Consider the following 20,169-nt stretch of genomic DNA (forward strand, 5'->3'; position numbering starts at 1 on the left):
GAGTTTTAAGGCTCTTTGCCTGGAATCTGACATCTGATATCTGATATCTAAATTATATTAACTGTTCCATACTGGAAACGCTTTTGTTTTTCTGATATACTTCAAGCTTCTTTCGGACATATTTTAACGCGATAGGGGCAAGGTATACCAATGCTGCACCCACGAGTTTCTTTTTCCAGTTAGAGCTTTTTATATTCTTCCTGGCGTAGTTTCCTACCAATGCAGTTACTCCCAGTTTAATCAGGCTGTCTGTAATATTTCCTGTAAAAGCAGAACTTGCCAGTCCCACTGCGGTATTTTTACTGATGAAAAGATCTTTCACTTCAGAAGTGAGCTGTTTGGCAATCACATCTTTTCTTAATACGACTTTTTCATCACCGTCTTCATCTACTTTTTCCTGAAGGTACTGGTCGGACAGGCCATTGGTAAAGGCACTTAAGCTTTCCTTTGTATTTCTAAAGGTAAGAAGATTTTCGAGATCGCTTATTTCACTTTTAAGCAGTTTTTTCTTTCTTCTTAGCTCTTCGATGCTTTCGTATTTTCTGCCCATAGCTTAATGATTTAAAAATTTAATAACCTGATCTGCAATCGTGTTGACAATTTTATTTTTAAAAGCAATGACAAAAGCCATTACCAAAGCATAAAATGCCGCAACAATTAGAAATCCATAGGAATAATTATCCAATGCTTTGCCAATAAGAAATGCAATTCCAAAATTGAAAAGGATGATAAAAAAAGCAAAAGCAACAAGCAGTACTACAAAGTAGGTAATGAGCCCTGCAGAAAGAGAAGACTTTTCGGTAGCTTCAATTTTCAGAAGATCTATTCTCTTCGAGGCATATTCTTTAATAGTCTCTATCATTGTTTTTTTTAAAGTTACAAAAAAAGGAACTTTCGCACAAAAGTTCCTTTCTGTAATTTACTCAAAAAGAGAAATTACTTATTTTTTTAAATCATTCAGTTCTGCTTCTACATCTTTTACTACATCTGCAGTTTTAGAAACAATCTGATCTTTATACTTATCATATCCGTCTTTCACAGTATGTGCTACGTTATTTGCAGTTTCTTTAAAAGTAGAAGAAATATTACCATACTGGTCTTTTACTTTTTCAGAAACCTCTCCGTATTTATTTTTAGCCTGATCTTTTAGATCGTTAGCTTTATTCTTAATTTTTTTTCTTGTTTCTTTTCCTTCTTCAGGAGCATAAAGCATTCCTAAGATTACACCTGCTGCAGCACCTGCAAGAAGTCCTGCCAATATACCTGCTGTATTTTTTCCTTTTCTAGACATTTTAAGTTTTTTAATAGTTAATAATAGATTAGTTTTTACAGTAATAAAACTTGCAATTTGTATACCAAAGGAGGCCGTAAGCCTATTAAAAATTGTTAAATCTTTTGAATGTAGGAAAGCATAAGCCTGATGGTTTCTTCTTTTGTCAAGTCAGAATTGTCAATAACAATTGCGTCGTCCGCTTTCTTTAACGGGGCTATTTCCCTTTCGCTGTCGATTTTATCTCTGTCAATAAGGTTTTGTTTTACGTCTTCTTTATCGGCATCTATTCCAAGACCTTTCAATTCTAGGAATCTCCTGTTTGTTCTTTCATCAATGCTGGCAGTAAGAAAGAATTTATAGTCAGCATTTGGCAGAACTACTGTCCCTATGTCACGTCCGTCCATAATTACACCTCCTTTTTCTGCCAAAGAGCGTTGTGACTGCAATAAAAAATCCCTCACTTCTTTTTGCTTGGCAACAATACTTACATTATTGGAAACTTCATGAGTGCGGATTTCTTTAGAGATATCTGTATCATTAAGGAAAAGAACCAGCGTTCCTTCGTTATTTTTGAACTCAAGGTTAATCTGGTTTAAAGAAGAGAATAACTTATTGAGATCAATTTCGTTGTTTTCATCCAGACAATGTTGCAATGCATACCAGGTAACTCCTCGGTAAAGAGCACCGGTATCCATATGAATAAGTCCTAATTGATCAGCAATGACTTTAGAGATGGAACTTTTTCCGGTAGACGAGTACCCATCAATTGCTATTACAGGTTTTTTCATACTGCAAATTTCAAGATTTTTTTTAGAAAATCAAGAATTAATAATAAATTTTAAGAAGGTTGAAGATCATTTCCTGCGTTTGGGCTATTCACCCCTATGGCTGGAAAGATCCATTGAAATTCCTATCTGGTTGACGTTCGAAGAGTTGTGGTATCTTACATGGGCATAATCGATATGGAATCGAGATACTTTAACCCCAAATCCGGCTGACAATCCTGAAAAGTTTCTTTGGTCTGCCACAGCGAGTTCATTTCCTCTTTTGACGTTGTACCCCAATCTGATATTGAAGTTCTTTTCCGGGAACAGCTCTGCCCCCAGAGAGAAGTGATCGGCGATTTTTCTGCCTGCATTCACTTTCTGTCCGTCAACATTGTATTCTGAAGAAATATCAAACTGTTGAAGATCATGTGCGGTAACAGTGATCGCCAGTGGGAAATTTTTCAATGTTCTGGTATATCCGAGATCTACCCTGAACGGAAGGTTTTCTCTAACACCGTTGAACGATTTCAGCTGAAAACCAAAATTCCTCAGCACAAGAGAAAGTACTTCTTTGTTCTTTTTATTGTGATAAGTAACCCCGGCAGTTCCGGAAATTGCAGAAGAGGTGTAATTATCAATTTTTGAAGTGATAAAATTGATTCCCCCGCCAATAGTCCAGTCTTCTTCAAACTGGTAAGCATACCCTGCACCGACAGCAACGTCTGAAGCCTTGAATTCTCCGTTTTCAAATCCGCTTTCATCCGTTCTCGGAATACTTCCATAGCTCATATATCTGGCATTGATGGTCGCCATATGGCCATTGTCAAAATCTTTGGCATAGGCTATGGTACCATATTTGGAGTCGGCAAGATAAGCGGTAGCGTTCACAGAAAGCTGTTGGTCTGAATCTTTATTTAGCAGGGCCGGGTTTGCAATAGCAAAGGAAACATCATAATCTCTTATCGAAATTGCATCGCCACCCAGGGCAGCTTGTCTTGCAGATACAGGTACATTTAAGAACGGATAGACATTTGTTCCTGTTTGAGCATAAGAAACAATTCCTGATAGAAATAATGAAAAAATGATAATTTTCTTCAATTCAATTTATAATTAATGCAAAAATAATCCTTTTTCGTACTTTTCAAAATATTTCTGACATTATTTCTAATTAAATATTTTTTCTTTTATCAATATTTTTAATGATTATATTTGCAAAATCAAATTTTGGAGAACTCGACTCCGGTAAATCGTTATTAAAAGTAAAAGATGAAATATAAAAGAATCCTTCTGAAACTAAGTGGAGAGGCCTTAATGGGGAACAGACAATACGGTATTGACAATGAAAGGCTGCAGGAATATGCTGCAGAGATCAAAAAAGTAGTAAACAAAGGTTGTGAAGTTGCGATTGTCATTGGAGGAGGAAATATTTTCCGTGGTGTTGCAGGGGCTGCAAAAGGAATGGACAGAGTGCAGGGAGATTATATGGGAATGCTTGCTACCGTCATCAATGGGATGGCTTTACAGGGTGCATTAGAAGATGCAGGAATTAAGACAAGACTTCAGTCTGCCATTGAAATGGATAAAGTCGCTGAACCCTTCATTAAAAGAAGAGCTGTAAGACACCTGGAGAAGGGAAGAGTCGTGATTTTCGGAGCAGGAACAGGAAACCCTTATTTTACTACAGATACAGCAGCTACTTTGAGAGCAATCGAAATCGGTGCTGATGTGATCTTGAAAGGAACTAGAGTAGACGGAATCTATGACAGCGACCCTGAAAAAAATGCAGATGCCGTAAAATATAATTCATTATCTTTCGATGAAGTATTTGAGAAAAACCTTAAGGTAATGGATATGACAGCCTTTACTCTGAGCCACGAAAATAAGCTGCCTATCATCGTATTCGACATGAATAAGGAAGGAAACTTAGAAAGAATCGTGGAAGGAGAAAATGTAGGTACTCTAGTTGATTTATAAAAGATCAGGGAGCTGATAAGGGTAGGAGGTAATTGGAATTACTTATTATTGACCGTTTATCAATCATCATTTTATCATAATGTGTAATTTATCAAACTATAATATAATAATGGAAGAATTAGATCTTATATTAGAATCTGTAAAGCAGGACATGGACGCGGCCGTAAAGCACCTTGACCACGCATTTCAAAGAATCAGAGCAGGACGTGCTTCTACGGCCATGGTTCAGGATGTAATGGTTGAATATTATGGAGCCCCTACTCCAATTAATCAGGTTGCCAATGTTTCTATTCCAGATGCGATGACAATCTCTATTCAACCTTGGGACAGAACAGCAATCAATGCCATTGAAAAAGCAATCATCAATTCTAACTTAGGTTTTGCTCCTTCTAACAACGGGGAGAATATTATCCTTAATGTTCCGCCTTTGACAGAGGAAAGAAGGAGAGAGCTGGCAAAACAGGCTAAAGCAGAAGCTGAACAGACAAAAATAACAGTAAGAAACGCAAGACAGGACGGTTTAAAAGAACTTAAAAGAATAGATGGCGTTTCCGAAGATGTTATCAAAGGTGTGGAAGACGAAATTCAGACCTATACTGACAAATATGTGAAGCTTTGTGATGAGCATCTTAAGACAAAAGAAGCTGAAATTATGAAAGTATAATTTTCAGTTTTAAAAAATTGATACATTTGAAAATAGATAAAGAGGTTTTCTTCGGAAGCCTCTTTTTGTTTTTATATCACCTCATTTTGGGAAATTAGAGATGTAGCATGAATTGTTTTAGATTTTTTTCTATAATAAGCTTTTTTGTTATAATATATTGATAGATATTCGCGTTACTCCATTATAAATATTTATAAAACAGCCTACGTTGGGCTATAAAACGTTAAAGTGATGACTAAAATTATTGGTGTAGGAAACTACATCCCAACTGAAACAATTACCAACCTATTTTTTGATCAACATACCTTTCTTAATGAGCATGGCATTTTATTAAAAGATAACAATGCCTCTATTACCGAGAAACTGAAGAAAATTACCGGGATTGAAGAGCGAAGATATGCTGACAGCACACAGGTTACTTCAGATTTGGGCTTTATTGCAGCTCAGGCTGCTATAGAAAATGCAGGAATAGATCCTGAAACGTTAGACTATATCATCTTTGCCCATAATTTTGGGGATGTACGCTTCGGAACCGTTCAGTCTGATACAGTTCCCAGTCTTGCCGCAAGGACAAAACATATGTTAGGGATCAAAAACAACTTTTGTGTGGCTTATGATGTTTTATTTGGATGTCCGGGATGGATTGAAGGAGTGATACAGGCCAACGCATTTATTAAATCCGGAATAGCGAAGCGCTGTTTGGTTATTGGGGCAGAAACACTTTCCCGTGTAGTGGATATTCATGACAGGGACAGTATGATTTATGCGGATGGCGCAGGGGCTGCTATTTTAGAAGTTAATGAAAGCGGTGATGATTCCGGGATAAAGTCTCATTTGTCTGCCTCTTATACCCTTCATGAAAAGGATTATTTGTATTTTGGAAAGTCTTATAACAATGAGAAATGTCCTGATACGAAATATATCAAAATGGATGGAAGGAAAATATATGAATTTGCGCTTTCAAATGTTCCTGATGCGATGAAAAAATGCTTTGATAGCACTGGATATTCCATTGGCCAGTTAAATAAAATTATTATTCACCAGGCCAACGAAAAAATGGATGAAGCTATTATTAACAGGTTCTATCAATTGTATGGTATTCCGGTTCCGGAGAATATAATGCCTATGGTAATTCATAAATTAGGAAACAGCAGTGTGGCCACCATTCCGTCTCTGCTTGCGATGATCTTAAATGGCGAACTGGAGCAGCACAGTATTCAAAAAAATGATATTGTTTTATTTGCTTCCGTAGGGGCGGGGATGAATATCAATTCATTTGTCTACAAGTTTTAATTTTTACTTTTTAAATATAAAATAAAAGAGGTTCTGAACTGAACCTCTTTTGTATTTTACAAGCATTTTCTGACTTCTCCTTTTTGGTCTTTGCTATTGATAAGGGACTGATAGGCTTTCATCAGTTCCCCGATATTGCACGAAACTTCTTTTCCAGGGATATTGTCAGGAGAAGGCTTTGCAGCAGTATTGGATCGTATACTGTACATTTTTTCAAGACATTGTACCGGCTGATCATTTTCTACATAGATCCTGGTTTCCGTAGTATCATCTTTGGTGACAGGCTTTTCCGGGGTTCCTCCGTCAAAGTTCCATACCGTTTCTTCTCTGTAAATAAAAAAAACTTTACCGTTTTTAATGAAGTACTGTACGATACCTGAAAAGTGGTCATGCTCTGCATAAGAATGTTCGATCACCCTGATATCGCCCTGCTCCGAATAATATATTGCTTTTCCCGATATTTCATTATTACAGTCGTAGGTGAAATCTGAAGTCTTAAATTGCTTAGCCTCCATCTGGCCATGAAGAATATTGTATTCTTTCCTGATATTTTCAATGATGTCCGGACCATTTTCTGGGGGTTTTGTTCCTTTTTTAACTGTTGCAATACCTGCACCAGGTCCGGATTGGGAATCCGTCTTATTTTGGTCATTTTTACATGATATCAGGCAGGCAAAAAATACTGTGACAAATATTGCTTTCATAAAAATAAGGGTTTATTTGCAATTTTCATTATAGTCTGTGATGACTTCTTCTACAATTTCAGGAATGTTTGACATCACATCATCGATCTGGCTCCTGATCAGTTTACCCAGGCCCGATCTTTTCTTTTCATCATTTTTAAGAGCAGCATAAGAACCGCTGGTTAGCTTGGCTTTTGCATAGCTGCAGTCTGCAATGATTATTTTAGCTTTGGCAAAAGTCAGTTCTTCAAGTTTACTCCCTTTCTTGGTGTATAGATAAGAAGGGTTGTTTCTCATTCTTTCCGTTTCTTTTTCGGCAATGGCAATTTGTCCGCCTGCAGAAAAAGTAGTAGGTTAGCCATACAGTTTGTACACTTTGATCTTCCCGTCTTTCACTACTTCTGCAAACTGAGTGTTTTTTGTAAGGTTGTTGAACGATTTGATATTTCCGCTTAGACCTCCGGTAGCTGTATTAAAACCTTCTTTGGTATTGGTGTATTTGATCATTTCAAAATGCCTTTCATTATTGTTGTCATCAACAGTCATATATTCCTTGATGTCATCAGGATCAAATGTTTTGAATTTCTGTTTCTTTTTTGACTTGTCAATATCCGGTACTGCGACAAATTTTACCTTTTTCTGATTGCTCCAGGGGTTCATGGCATCTCCGTTCAGCCTTACTATACCTTCAATTTTTTTACCGTTTTTGTCAATAATATACCCGTATTTTTCATTGGATCTCAATTCGTAATCAGAATTGTCTTCCTGGGCATAGGCTTTAAAAGAAATTAATGTAAATAAGCTGAATAGTAGTAATTTTTTCATGTAGTTATAGTTTTATATTCTTTTTGTAAATATAATCTTTTATGCATGGAACTACTACCAGATTATATACCACAAATAAAAAAGACCCGGAATATCCGGGTCTGTGATCTTTTTACTCTTTTATTATTGTCATCTGAAAAACTATTGATATCTCTGATGTTCTTTACTTTTTGAAAATCTTTTGGTAATGGGTTTGAATAAAGCCTTATATTTTTCTGCATCGAACAATTGTGAATCCGTAAGTGCTTTATAAGTCATCCATATTCCAAAAGGAAGGAGGATCAGGTTAGGAAGCCATGCGGCCAGATAAGGATTCATTTTTCCGCTCCAGGACATATTTTCCACACCTACATTCATTACATAAAAGATAATGAAAATAACAATCGCAATGATCACGGGAAGTCCCATTCCGCCTTTCCGGATGATAGATCCTAAACTTGCCCCAATCAGGAAGAAAATAATACACGTAACAGAATAAGAAACAATTCTCTGCTGATAGATAACCACCTTACTGAAGTATTTTACATTGGAGCTGAATTCATTCTTTTTGTTTTCCAGGGTTGATTTCAGATTATCCAGTCTGTTATAGGAGTTATAGATGAGATCAAGCTTTTTGTCCCCTTTTAAGGTATCCAGCTTCATCTGAAGCTGGGGAGTTGCTTTATGTTTATTTCCTTTGTCCATGTAAGCAACAATCGAATTGGTCTGGCTTAAAACATCTGTCCCGATATTATCAAAGAACTGTTTGTTTTCTTTTTTGCTTTTAGCTATCGTTTCATTAAGCTGCCCGTAAGTCTGGAAACGGTAATCATCTGTAATCTGCTCTTTTTCGATAGCCTGATTGATAATTTCGCTGATATCAAAGTGGGACGTAAGGGTATCAAATTTAATGGCCTGGTCAGGCTGTTTCATCCTTACATTTTCTCCCTTTCCTGCAAAATTATCTTCAAATACATAGCCGTTGTGCAGGACAAGCTTTAAAAAGTTCTTATTAGCCGCAGGTACAAACTTTCCTTTTTCAGCCACAATAGACTGCTGGTTTTCATAAGTGTTGGCTTTTCTGTGAACAAAAACCCCTTCAATATTTTCTCCGTTTTCCCCGTAGATTTTATCAAACTTTACCATGTATCCGGGAATCTGATCAATAAACTGCCCAGGGGTAAAGTTGAGGGCAGGTTTAGTCTGTGCAATATTGAAAAGCATATTCTTGGCCTTTTTCTGAAAATCCGGAATAATATTATTGGAAAAGAAGAACAGCATGATGGCCAATATGGTGGCAACCCCCAGTAGAGGAGTCATGACTCTTGTCAGGGATATTCCTGCTGCTTTCATAGCTGCCAGCTCATATCTTTCACCAAATTCTCCGAAAGACATGATACTCGCCAAAAGGATGGTAAGAGGCAGTACCATACTGATCACACTTACCCCAAGATAGAAAAGAAGTTTAAGGATTTGCCAGTAGCTTAATCCTTTACCCATAAATTGCCCCAGCTGCACCCAGATAATGTTTACAATAAAGATGAAAAACAGTACGCTGAATATAAAGAAAAACGGTCCGAAGAAGGTTTTTATGATATATCGGTCTAGTATTTTTAACATGCGCCAAAATTAATCAAAAAGCCGCAAATTTTACTTGCGGCTACTATATTTTGTTATTTTTTTAACTCAAAGGCAAATTTGTGAATGTACCTGGCGGCTTTTTTGTATTTTAAAGCTCTGTAATCACGTAGTTTTTAAACTTATTCTTATCAAAAACAAACATGTTAGGATCCAGATCCTGATTTTCTTTGTATTCTTTAATAGCGATTACTGCAACGTCTTTATTGCTTCCGTGCTGTTCAAGTTTTACCATCTGTTTTTTAGCTGAATCCACAAAAAGATAAACATATTTTATTCCGTTTGCCTTTACCGGAGTCAGTTTAATAAAATCGGCATTCACCCCGTTCACCATTTTCTTCCCGTTGTAAGTCACGTTGTAGTCGTTTCTATACGTTGTAAGATAATTGATAGGGGAGAAGAGAGCACTGCTGCCGTTAGGTTTCGCAATGGTAACTTCCATGTCGTCAGCATTAATATTGTAGATTTTGTTTCCGTCAAAGATCTGCTCGGTGTCCATGATTTTCAGCTTATATTTATCTCCTGCAGAATAATAAATACCAGGTTCCGTTTTAGTCACCTGTGCATTAAGACCGCTTCCAAAAGAAAATTTGAAGTAAGAATTCTTTTTAGAATTGTAGTTGGCTGTAATATCATCCAATATCTTTTTAGCTTTTGCATCAATCTTCTGAGCATTGGCAATACCTACGGCACTTACAACAAAACTTCCCAATATAACTTTTGAAATAATATTTTTCATTTTTTTTATTTAATAATCTTTAGACATTTTTAAGTTTCAAAGGTTAAAATCCTTTGTTTTATCTTTTCACTACGCAGATCTTCCAAAAACTGTTCCAATATGCAGAGGCTGATCAGCCGGATCTCTCTTTTTTATTGGAAATACAGGCATTGTCAGCCATTGAATTACTTTCTGTCCGGTCTGTAAACGTACTTGTCAAAATTTTGAGGAAGTACATCCGTTATGGTTAATCTGTTAGAGGTAATGGTAGGCTCGATATTAATGACTTTGGTATTTTCATCAATTTCTACAGGGTGTGTACTTCTCATATTCACCATATCTATGTGAAGGACTTTGAACTGATATTTCCCTTTTGGTAAATCAATGATCAGATATTCTTTGGGTCTGATCTGTCCCAGGGACTTATCATTAATCCAAATGTTCAGTCTGGCAGTATTGTCTACCGCATGTAAAAAACCTGCACCGTTATAAATCAGTACCTTGCCGTTCCCCAGGGTGCTGGTGTCCACCTTATCGAGACTTACCGTGCTGTACTCACTCGGAATCGATTTTAATGCACATGAAGAAAGACTTGCTATGGATGCCAAAAAGCATAATCTGATGATGTTTCTTTTTAAAATTTTCATGATAGTATATAAGTTTAATGGTTATTTTTTATTTTCAGATTTCTAAAAAGCTCTTTACTTTATTTTTATAAAAATCCCGGCTTACATCATTCGTCGTATAGTTCTGCACCGACCCGCAGCTGACTGCTGAAATTAACAGCAGTCCAAACGAAATTTTTCTCATTAAGTGGTATGGTTGGTTAGTTTCTTAAATCTTCTAAAAACTGCTCCAGGGAATGCAGATCACTGATCAGGACTTCTCTTGCTTTGGCGCCGTTAAATCCACCTACGATACCGCTTGCTTCCAGCTGATCCATGATTCTTCCGGCTCTGTTATATCCCAGTTTCAATTGTCTCTGAAGCATAGAAGTAGATCCCTGTTGGGTAGATACGATAATTCTTGCAGCTTCTTCAAACAGGGCATCTTTTTCATTCGGATCAAAGGCCCCCACGGAACTTGTGGAATCTTCAGAAACATATTCAGGAAGTAAAAATGCAGATGAATACCCTTTTTGTTCTCCAATATATTCTGCTAATCTCTCTACTTCCGGAGTATCTACGAAGGCACACTGAAGTCTTAAGATCTCGTTACCGTTGAAATAAAGCATATCTCCTTTTCCGATCAGCTGGTCAGCTCCCGGAGAGTCAAGAATCGTTCTTGAGTCTACACTGGAAATTACTCTGAAGGCTGCTCTTGCAGGGAAGTTGGCTTTGATCATCCCTGTAATTACGTTGACGGATGGTCTCTGCGTTGCTACGATAAGGTGGATTCCTACGGCTCTTGCAAGCTGTGCCAGCCTGGCAATCGGTAATTCGACCTCTTTTCCTGCTGTCATGATCAAATCAGCAAACTCATCCACAACCAAAACAATATAAGGCAAGAACCGGTGGCCGTTCTCAGGGTTTAATTTTCTTTCTGCGAACTTTTTGTTGTATTCTTTCAGGTTTTTACAGAATGCATTTTTAAGAAGATCATATCGCGTATCCATCTCAATACACAGAGAGTTCAGGGTATTGATTACTTTATTGGTATCTGTGATGATTGCTTCTTCTGCATCCGGAAGTTTAGCCAGATAATGTCTTTCTATTTTTGAATATAATGAAAGTTCTACCTTTTTAGGGTCTACCATTACGAATTTCAGCTCACTAGGATGTTTTTTATACAGCAGGGAAGTAAGAATCGCATTGATCCCTACAGACTTACCCTGTCCGGTTGCTCCGGCCATCAGTAAGTGAGGCATTTTCGCTAAATCAGCCATGAAAATTTCGTTGGAGATCGTTTTCCCGAAAACCACCGGAAGGTCCATATCCGTATTTTGGAATTTTTGAGAAGCAATAACAGAACGCATAGAAACCATGGTAGGATTTTTCCTTGGTACCTCTATCCCAATGGTTCCCTTTCCTGGCATTGGAGCAATAATTCTGATTCCTAAAGCAGAAAGGTTAAGGGCAATGTCATCCTGTAGTTTTTTAATTGCAGCTACCCTGATTCCCGCTTCCGGAACGATTTCATATAAAGTAACAGTAGGTCCTATGGTGGCCTTGATTTCTGCAATACCTACATTGAAATTTTTAAGAAGCCCAACAATCTTATTTTTATTTTCTTCAAGTTCTTCTTTATTGATCGAGATTTCCTCACTGCCATAATCTTTCAGTAAGTCTACCGGAGGCATATGGAAGTTGGCAAGATCCAGTTTATGGTCATACAAACCGTGTTTGTCTACAAGCTCCTGGGATTTTCTGTCAGAATCATCCAAAATATCAATCACGGGGGCCACTTCTACATTAAACTTAATGTTTTCCTGAGCCGGTGCTGATGGATGTACTGGAGTTGAAGGCCTGATATCAAAAGCTTCCTCCGGAGTAGAAACAGGAACGACTGGCTTAGGAGTTAGATTTAAACTCACCGGTTGTGTGATTCCTTTCTGTTCTTCCTCAAAAGAAGTATGATTAGGCGTGATAATCGTTTCGATATCGGTAGAAACCGGAACTTCCGGAAATCCTTTCGGAAGCGTGATCGGCTCCTGCTCTTTTGCTTTATTGATAAGGGTGCCGGACGTTGGATGGGTAACATCGTTTACGGTACCATGGGAAGCTGCCGATTCCTCCATCTCTTCCTTAAGGTCTTCGTCTGCTTCAAAATCTTCATCAGAGTCCGGCATCATAGATTTTACTCTTCCAATAGTGTTTTCATTGATCTTATTCAGTTTTGCCTTCACCGAACTTGGACGAAGATTAAATTCCAGGATAAAATACAAAAGAATACTTGCAGCCAGTACGGTCCATAAACCTACCGTTCCAATAATCGCATTAAGATAATCCATGATCTGATATCCGTAAACGCCTCCTAAAACACCTTGTCCTTTTGTAAGCGCTCCCATAAAAATAGGAACCCAGCAGATGAAAAATAAGGAATGGCCTATCGTTTTCCAGGGTTTGAAGATTTTCTTTTTAAGAATCAGTGTTCCGACAACCAGAAATAAAAATGCAATAATGAATGAGGCAATACCGATACTTTCAAATATAAAAATATTTCCCAGCCAGTCTCCGGCTTTTCCAAAAATATTAGAAGATTTTATACTCTTGTCAAGCATGGTTCCTGCCTGGCTTTGATCCGATTTCCAGTTCATTAAATAGGAAATGAATGAGAAAGCGAGAACTACTGAGAAAAGTATAAAACTAAGCCCGAAAAATATACGTGGTTTAGATAAAATTCTGCCTGCTTCCGGCGATTCAGTCTGTTTTTTCTGTGTCTTTTTGTCCATAATATCAATATCGCAAATTTAATGTTTTTTCAACATTAAATGAATCTTTTTTCTCCAAAAAACTATTTTGGAAATCCCGATTTTTACAATGATTATTTAAAATTTGATTAAAAAATATTGTTCGCAATTATAAAATAAAAATAGGGCTATTTTTTTTGTTTATCCAAATCTGATTCTGTTAAACTTATATTAACTAACCGTATTTATTTTTCTTTAAAAAAAGATAATAAAATTTCTGATTTAAATATATAGAAATGAAAAAAATAATAATATTAAAAATTATGATTGATATTATAAAAGATGAAGTGCGCTTTTTGAACTAGTTCAAAGGTCAGGATTTGAAACAACCGGTAATTTTGTCTTATAAAATTTCACACATGGAAAACAGATTCAAAATTATTCTGACCTTAGGTCTGATATTTATTTCACTGATTACAATGAACGCACAAAAACAAAAAATGAAAAACACCGCATTATTAATTATCGACGTACAAAATGATTATTTCCCGGGAGGAAAAATGACCTTGGAAAAAGCTGAGCAGGCTGGAGAAAACACCAAGAAAATTTTAGAATATTTCAGGAACAATAATCTTCCAGTCATTCATATCAAACATGTTTCAACGAATGAAGGAGCCACTTTTTTTCTTCCGGATACGGATGGAGCCAAGATTCATCATTTGGTTTTACCGCGAGAGAGTGAAAAAATAGTTATCAAGCATTTTCCGAACAGCTTTAGGGAAACGGATCTCATAAACTATCTACAATCAAAGGAAATCAAAAACCTAGTGATTACAGGAATGATGACGGATGTTTGTGTAGAGGCAACTACCAGGGCAGCTTTCGACTTTGGGTTTAATAATACAATTATTGGAGATGCTACAGCAACCAGAAACCGTGAACTGAACGGGGAAGTGGTAAAGGCGGCAGAAGTTCAGCGGTCTTTTTTAGCGGGGATCTCTGCCCTTGGAAATTTATATGCCCGTGTAATAAATACGAATGAATTTTTAAGTAAATAGGCTTGAAAATAAGAGTGTTTTGGATATGCAAGGGCGCGAAATGATATTAAAAATTGTGCTATAAGGCGCGAGGATTTTATCTCCGATAAAATTGAATACCGCATATTTAAATCACAATAGCACGCAGATAAAAACAGATACCGCAGATTTTTAGGATAAGATTATACATAATCATCTGCAAAATCAGTGCAATCTGCGAGAGAATAAAAATAAAAGTATGCTGGAAAAACGATAAAGTTTTAACGTGTTTAAAATGTTTATGTTACAATATGTGAAGTTTTATCTCAAAAGGCTCACTTTGCTGAAAATCTTCGATTTTCTTGCGCCTAAAGATATACACAATGTATGAAAACCCTCGCGTCTTTGCACTTATCCAAAAAAACAGAAGTGTTAAGTTGCTTAAATGTAAAAATAATTTAACATAACTTAGTTTTGTAAAGGTGTCAATAATTTGATACCTTTATTTTGCTTAAATAATAAAATGTCCGATCTGCTATATAAAAACATCAGCAAATATGTAAATCTTTCCACAGAGGATTTCAGCCGGTTTGTAAAGCCTTTTGAACACAGGAAATTTAAAAAGAAAGAAGTTGCCCTTAAAGAAGGAGACTATTGTATTTTTGAAGGATTTGTTCTGAATGGCTGTTTTAAAATCTATTACCTGAACGAAAACGGATTTGAGCAGACTTTGTATTTCGCGGTAGAAGGATGGTGGATCACAGATATAGACAGTCTTATCAATAATGTTCCGAGTATTCTGAATATTGAAGCCCTTGAAGACGGCGAAGTATTGATGATTTCCAAAAAAGACAAAGAACATCTGTACGAAACCATGCCTCAGATAGAAAAACTTTTTAGGATCATGAATCAGAAATCTTCGGTAGCATTGCAGAGAAGGATTCTTTCATTAACAGGTAAAACGGCAGATAAACGCTATCTTGAATTTCTTGAAAAGTACCCGGGGCTGGAACAGAGACTGACCCAGCAGCAGGTTGCATCCTATCTGGGAATTACCCATGAATTTCTTAGCAAAATCAGGAGAAAAATGTCATTGGAAAAATAGGTATATTGCTGCAGATTCCTATATCATATAAGGATTGTATTAAATATGACATAAAATCTTATTAATAACCGATTGAATACTTTTTAAATGGAATTATTTGATATATCAGGAATTCTTATTTTCTTCTTTTTAATATTGATCAGACCTTTAACGGTTTTTTTTCATGAAATGGGACATGCTGTTACAGGTTGGCTAATTACAAGAAAAAAAGTGCATGTTTTTATTGGTTCTTATGGAAATAAGGATAACAGTTTTCTCATTAATTTCAAGGATTTTTCTTTTTATATATTTAAAAATCCTCTTAAATGGGGAAGAGGGCTGTGTGAAACTGAAGAAAAAAGATTTTCTGTCAACAAGCAGATTTTATATGTATTTGGAGGACCAGCTGCCTCTTTATTATTAGCGTTACTATCTTATTTCATAATTTCAAATAGTAAATTTCTTACTTTATTTTTCATCATATTAATGGTTTCTTCAGCAATTGATTTTTTAATAAATATTTTTCCGAGTCAAAAAACTGTTTATATGAGTGATGGAAGATCGATATCTAATGATGGAAGAGCTATTATCAATCTTATTCGTCAGAGAAAGCTACCTAAAGAATACACAGAAGGAATATATAAATTTCAAGAGAAGAAGTATCCTGAAGCAGCATCAATTTTTGATAGTTTATTACAGGAGTCAAAGGACCTCAATATCTACAGGATGGCAATAGCGTCTCACGTTAATGGTAAGAACTTTGAGAAAGCAAAAGAAACAGCCATTAAATTCAAAGAAAATAATTCTTCTATGACTACAGATGACTGGACGAATTTTGCATTAACTTTTACTGAAACAGGAGAGCTGACAGAATCTCTTGAATATTATGATAAAGCCTTGAAAATGGATCCTAACAATAAATTTGCTTTAAATAATAAAGGTTATACATTAATTCTCCTTGAAAAATATGAAGATTCTATACCATTATTAAACAAAGCCATTTCAGTGGATAAAAAATTTTCATATTCTTACAATAACCGTGGACTTGCAAAAATTAATTTAGATCTCTATGAAGAAGGGCTCAAGGATATTGAAGATTCGTTAAAGTTTGATTCTCAAAATGCCGATGCATACAAAAATTTAGGAATTTATCATATGAAAAAAATGGAGTATCAAGAGGCGTTGGATTTGTTTTTAAAAGCGAAAAAAATGGATGAATCGCTCCCTAGGATTGATGAATTAATAACCGAAATAAAATCAAAAATGGAGGCGAGCCACAGATCAGAGTTGTAATGTGTTTTACATCAGTTGATTATTGAAAATGAAAGAACGGAAATAGAGTTTCTCAATCATCCGGATAGGTAATATGAATTTAAATTTTCACATTTTTAAAAATTGAATTTTTCTTAATGTTTCCAGTCTTATTAAGAATCTTTCAAAATAAGCAAAACAGGCTTCAAAATGACAAAAAACAGCTTTTTTTAAGCTCTTTGTAGTTTATCATGCTTATTTTTGCATGTCAAGTACAATAAATCATGAAGAAGCTCCAAGATATTCTTATCTCAACCAGGACAATGGCTGTATTGTTGCTGGTGTACGCATTCGCTATGGCCTATGCAACGTTCTTAGAAAACGACTACGGAACTCCCACAGCAAAAGCATTAATTTATGAGGCCAAGTGGTTCGAACTGATCATGGTCCTGCTTATTCTTAACTTCATAGGAAATATCGGAAGATATAGACTTTGGAAAAAAGAGAAATGGCCGGTTCTGGTTTTTCACCTTGCCTTTGTATTCATTTTTGCAGGCGGTGCTATTACCAGATACATCAGTTTTGAAGGCACCATGCACATCAGGGAAGGAGAAACCTCCAATGAAATCGTAACGGATAAAAATTTCTTTAAAATCCAGATCGAAGAAAAAGGAGATGTTCTTAACTACCAGGATGTTCCTTATCTGATGTCTCCATTACACAAAGATTTCAAAGCAACCTATGACTTCCACGGAAAAGAAGTGAAAGTTTTTGCCAAGGAATATATTCAAAGAAAAAAAGACAGCTTGGTGGCTGAGCCGAACGGTACAGAATATCTTCACCTGGTTTCTACAGGGAATACCGGAAGACAGAATATTTACATCAAACCGGGTGAAACAAAATCTATCAACGGAACTTTGGTAACGTTCAACAGAGCGATCGACGGAGCTGTTGAGTTTAAAAATGAAGGCGGAAAATTATTCATCAAAACCCCTGTTGATGCAAGTTTTATGACCATGGCAACACAGGCTACAGGAAATACAAAGAAAGATGAATTCCAGCCTTTGGCATTGAGAAGCTTATACACCATCAACGAATTGAAGCTTGTAGTTCCTGAAGGCCTTAAAAAAGGAAGGCTGATGGCGATTGAAGGGGATAGAAAGAAAGATGCCAATGTTCCTGACATGCTTCAAATTGAGCTTCAGGGGCCCAAAACAAAAAGATTGGTTGATCTTTCCGTGGAAAGAGGAAATCCAAATGCTTACAAGCAGGTTACTATGGATGGATTAAACATTATGGTTGGATTCGGGCCTAAAGTTTACAATACCCCTTTTGCGTTGAAACTGGATGATTTCGTAATGGAAACTTATCCGGGAAGTTCGTCTCCAAGTGCCTACGAAAGCCATGTGAAAATCATTGATGAAGGAAAAGAAACTCCTTATAAAATTTATATGAATCACGTTCTTAACCATGGAGGATACCGTTTCTTCCAGTCAAGCTTTGATCCGGACAGAATGGGTACCGTACTTTCTGTAAACCACGATTATTGGGGAACTTTGATTTCTTATATCGGTTATGGACTCTTATTCTTAGGAATGTTTGTGATCTTCTTCTGGAAAGGAACCCACTTCTGGAAATTAAATAAAATGCTGGCAGATGTTAATAAAAAGAAAGCTGCTGCAGTATTAGTGTTATTTTTAAGCTTAGGTTTAAATGCACAGAAAATCGAAACGCACGGAACCACTGACGGAAGCAGGGAACATGTACACGTAGAAGGTGAAGACCATATGCATGCCCAGCCGCTGGACGGTGCTGCTCCAAAGCAAAATTCATTAGCTACCCCAATGGGTAAAATGAGAACAATCTCTCCTGATGAAATTATTGCAAGAAACAAAATCAGCAAAGAACACGCTGATAAATTCGGATATCTTCTGGTTCAGAATTTTGAGGGAAGAATTGTCCCTATCAACACAGAGGCATTGGATATTTTAAGAAAATTATACAAAAAAGACGAATTTAAAGGAACAGACGGGAAGTCTCTTACGGCCAATCAATGGTTCCTTTCTATCAATACGGACACTCCGAGCTGGACAATGGTTCCTATCATCAAAGTAGGACCAAAGGGTGGAGATGAACTGAAAAATAAAACAAAGGCAGATGAAGATGGATATACTTCATTAATGAACCTTTTCCCTGCGGATGCAAGCGGTAATCTGACTTATATTCTGGAACATGACTATAATACGGCTTTCCGTAAAAAACCGGCAGAACAGACCAATTATGATAAAGAGGTAATTGCTGTCAATGAAAGAGTACAGATCTTCAATGAGTTTTTCAGCGGACAGTTTATGAGAATTGTTCCTGTAAAGAATGATGCGAATCATACTTGGCATTCATGGCTGGATCAGAAATTTGAACCGGACATGGAATCCCAGCAGGTAATGGGGCCTTATTTTGCAGAAGCTCTTACCGCACAGAAAACAGGAAACTGGAGCAAAGCGGATGCAGAATTGACAAAACTTTCAGATTACCAGCAGAAATGGGGTAAAGCTGTAGTTCCTGCAAAATCGAAGGTAGACCTTGAAGTATTCATGAACAAAGTAAATATCAACTTTAAATTACTGATCTTCTATACCATCATCGGTGGGCTTCTTTTAATTTTAGGCTTCGTAGAATTATTCAAACCTAAGAAAGTTTTAAACAAAATTATTAAAGCGGTCATCATTCTTGGAGTGGCAGGATATCTGTTCCATTTCTTAGGTCTTGTGGCAAGATGGTATATTTCAGGTCACGCACCTTGGAGTAACGGATACGAAGCGATTATCTTTATCTCATGGGTGGGGATTACGGCCGGGCTATTGCTTTACAGAAACTCTAATGCATTGATTCCGGCAGCAGGATTTATGGTGGCTGTTATCATGATGGGATTTGCACACGGAGGGTCTGCGCTTGATCCGCAGATTACACCGCTTGTTCCTGTATTGAAATCTTACTGGCTGATCGTTCACGTAGCGATCATTACCTCAAGCTATGGTTTCTTCGCTTTGTCAATGATTATTGCAGTGCTTTCACTGGTGTTCTATATTATTTCAAACAAGGACACCTATAAAGTTCACCATGATACTACCTTAAAAGAATTGGTTATTGTTTCTGAAATGTCACTGACAATAGGACTTTTCGCTTTAACGGTAGGAAACTTCTTAGGAGGGATCTGGGCGAATGAATCCTGGGGAAGATACTGGAGCTGGGACCCGAAAGAAACATGGGCTTTCATTTCTATCATGGTGTATGCCTTTGTACTGCACATGAGATTGGTTCCCGGATTGAGAAGCAGATGGGCATTCCATATCGCAACGATGTTTGCTTTCTGTTCAATGGTAATGACTTATTTTGGGGTAAATTACTATCTGAGCGGGCTTCACTCTTACGCTGCAGGTGATCCGGTACCGGTACCAGCTTGGGTATACATCGGAATCTCAACCATGATCCTTTTGTCAGCTGTTTCTTACTTCAAGTTTAAAGCTCTTACAAAGAAATAGGCTTTGAATATATATATTAAAATCCCGGAATTCATCTTCCGGGATTTTTTTGTTCATGCTGTTCCGGGTTTTGAAGGATCATAGCATTAAATAAAGTTTGATCTTATAATTTTTAG

19 protein-coding genes are annotated in these 20,169 nt (G+C 36.7%); 7 read left to right on the forward strand and 12 right to left on the reverse strand.

Going from position 1 to position 20,169, the window contains the following annotated elements:
* Positions 1–52 precede the first annotated feature (52 nt).
* The 5 genes from MUW56_RS20865 to porQ form a co-directional block, all read right to left on the reverse strand.
* Positions 53–550, reverse strand: coding sequence for a phosphoribosyl-ATP pyrophosphatase (locus MUW56_RS20865; RefSeq protein ID WP_292015006.1), 498 nt, complete (start codon positions 548–550; stop codon positions 53–55).
* A gap of 3 nt (positions 551–553) precedes the next feature.
* Positions 554–862, reverse strand: a complete 309-nt coding sequence (locus tag MUW56_RS20870) for a phage holin family protein (RefSeq protein WP_292015007.1) — start codon at positions 860–862, stop codon at positions 554–556.
* Between the two features lie 78 nt (positions 863–940).
* Positions 941–1,291: a YtxH domain-containing protein gene (locus tag MUW56_RS20875; protein WP_153392008.1), complete on the reverse strand. Its 351-nt coding sequence runs from the start codon at positions 1,289–1,291 to the stop codon at positions 941–943.
* Positions 1,292–1,386: 95 nt separating this feature from the next.
* The gene (cmk, locus tag MUW56_RS20880) at positions 1,387–2,061 is read right to left on the reverse strand and encodes a (d)CMP kinase (RefSeq protein ID WP_292015008.1); all 675 of its coding nucleotides are present in this window, start codon (positions 2,059–2,061) and stop codon (positions 1,387–1,389) included.
* Positions 2,062–2,145: 84 nt separating this feature from the next.
* Positions 2,146–3,138: a type IX secretion system protein PorQ gene (gene porQ, locus MUW56_RS20885; protein WP_292015009.1), complete on the reverse strand. Its 993-nt coding sequence runs from the start codon at positions 3,136–3,138 to the stop codon at positions 2,146–2,148.
* A 168-nt stretch (positions 3,139–3,306) separates the two neighbouring features.
* Between porQ and pyrH the strand changes: the two genes are divergently transcribed.
* The 3 genes from pyrH to MUW56_RS20900 all read left to right on the forward strand — a co-directional run bounded on the left by pyrH (position 3,307) and on the right by MUW56_RS20900 (position 5,971).
* On the forward strand, positions 3,307–4,014 hold the full coding sequence (gene pyrH, locus MUW56_RS20890) for a UMP kinase (RefSeq protein ID WP_292015010.1): 708 nt from the start codon (positions 3,307–3,309) through the stop codon (positions 4,012–4,014).
* A gap of 109 nt (positions 4,015–4,123) precedes the next feature.
* Complete coding sequence (frr, locus tag MUW56_RS20895) at positions 4,124–4,678, forward strand: ribosome recycling factor (RefSeq protein ID WP_292015011.1); 555 nt, start codon at positions 4,124–4,126, stop codon at positions 4,676–4,678.
* 228 nt (positions 4,679–4,906) lie between these two features.
* Complete coding sequence (locus tag MUW56_RS20900) at positions 4,907–5,971, forward strand: 3-oxoacyl-ACP synthase III family protein (RefSeq protein WP_292015012.1); 1,065 nt, start codon at positions 4,907–4,909, stop codon at positions 5,969–5,971.
* Positions 5,972–6,027: 56 nt separating this feature from the next.
* Here MUW56_RS20900 and MUW56_RS20905 read toward each other — a convergent pair whose 3' ends face one another.
* The 7 genes from MUW56_RS20905 to MUW56_RS20935 form a co-directional block, all read right to left on the reverse strand.
* Positions 6,028–6,675: a hypothetical protein gene (locus MUW56_RS20905; protein ID WP_292015013.1), complete on the reverse strand. Its 648-nt coding sequence runs from the start codon at positions 6,673–6,675 to the stop codon at positions 6,028–6,030.
* A 12-nt stretch (positions 6,676–6,687) separates the two neighbouring features.
* On the reverse strand, positions 6,688–6,951 hold the full coding sequence (locus MUW56_RS20910) for a hypothetical protein (RefSeq protein WP_292015014.1): 264 nt from the start codon (positions 6,949–6,951) through the stop codon (positions 6,688–6,690).
* A 57-nt stretch (positions 6,952–7,008) separates the two neighbouring features.
* Entirely contained in the window at positions 7,009–7,479 is a 471-nt protein-coding gene (locus tag MUW56_RS20915) for a hypothetical protein (protein WP_292015015.1), read from the reverse strand.
* A 141-nt stretch (positions 7,480–7,620) separates the two neighbouring features.
* The gene (locus MUW56_RS20920; RefSeq protein ID WP_292015016.1) at positions 7,621–9,078 is read right to left on the reverse strand and encodes an LptF/LptG family permease; all 1,458 of its coding nucleotides are present in this window, start codon (positions 9,076–9,078) and stop codon (positions 7,621–7,623) included.
* 109 nt (positions 9,079–9,187) lie between these two features.
* Positions 9,188–9,835, reverse strand: a complete 648-nt coding sequence (locus tag MUW56_RS20925) for an outer membrane lipoprotein carrier protein LolA (RefSeq protein WP_292015017.1) — start codon at positions 9,833–9,835, stop codon at positions 9,188–9,190.
* Positions 9,836–9,999: 164 nt separating this feature from the next.
* Positions 10,000–10,461, reverse strand: coding sequence for a hypothetical protein (locus MUW56_RS20930; RefSeq protein ID WP_292015018.1), 462 nt, complete (start codon positions 10,459–10,461; stop codon positions 10,000–10,002).
* Positions 10,462–10,640: 179 nt separating this feature from the next.
* Complete coding sequence (locus MUW56_RS20935; protein WP_292015019.1) at positions 10,641–13,205, reverse strand: DNA translocase FtsK; 2,565 nt, start codon at positions 13,203–13,205, stop codon at positions 10,641–10,643.
* A gap of 377 nt (positions 13,206–13,582) precedes the next feature.
* Here MUW56_RS20935 and MUW56_RS20940 point away from each other — a divergent pair, with 377 nt between their 5' ends.
* The 4 genes from MUW56_RS20940 (at position 13,583) to ccsA (ending at position 20,053) form a co-directional block, all read left to right on the forward strand.
* Positions 13,583–14,221 carry a cysteine hydrolase family protein gene (locus tag MUW56_RS20940; protein ID WP_292015020.1) on the forward strand — a complete coding sequence of 213 codons (639 nt, stop codon included), beginning with the start codon at positions 13,583–13,585 and terminating at the stop codon, positions 14,219–14,221.
* Between the two features lie 481 nt (positions 14,222–14,702).
* On the forward strand, positions 14,703–15,284 hold the full coding sequence (locus MUW56_RS20945) for a Crp/Fnr family transcriptional regulator (RefSeq protein WP_292015021.1): 582 nt from the start codon (positions 14,703–14,705) through the stop codon (positions 15,282–15,284).
* A gap of 87 nt (positions 15,285–15,371) precedes the next feature.
* Positions 15,372–16,556, forward strand: a complete 1,185-nt coding sequence (locus tag MUW56_RS20950) for a M50 family metallopeptidase (RefSeq protein WP_292015022.1) — start codon at positions 15,372–15,374, stop codon at positions 16,554–16,556.
* Between the two features lie 242 nt (positions 16,557–16,798).
* Entirely contained in the window at positions 16,799–20,053 is a 3,255-nt protein-coding gene (gene ccsA / locus MUW56_RS20955) for a cytochrome c biogenesis protein CcsA (protein ID WP_292015023.1), read from the forward strand.
* Positions 20,054–20,169 lie beyond the last annotated feature (116 nt).

The organism is Chryseobacterium sp. (assembly GCF_022869225.1).
Lineage (GTDB): Bacteria > Bacteroidota > Bacteroidia > Flavobacteriales > Weeksellaceae > Chryseobacterium.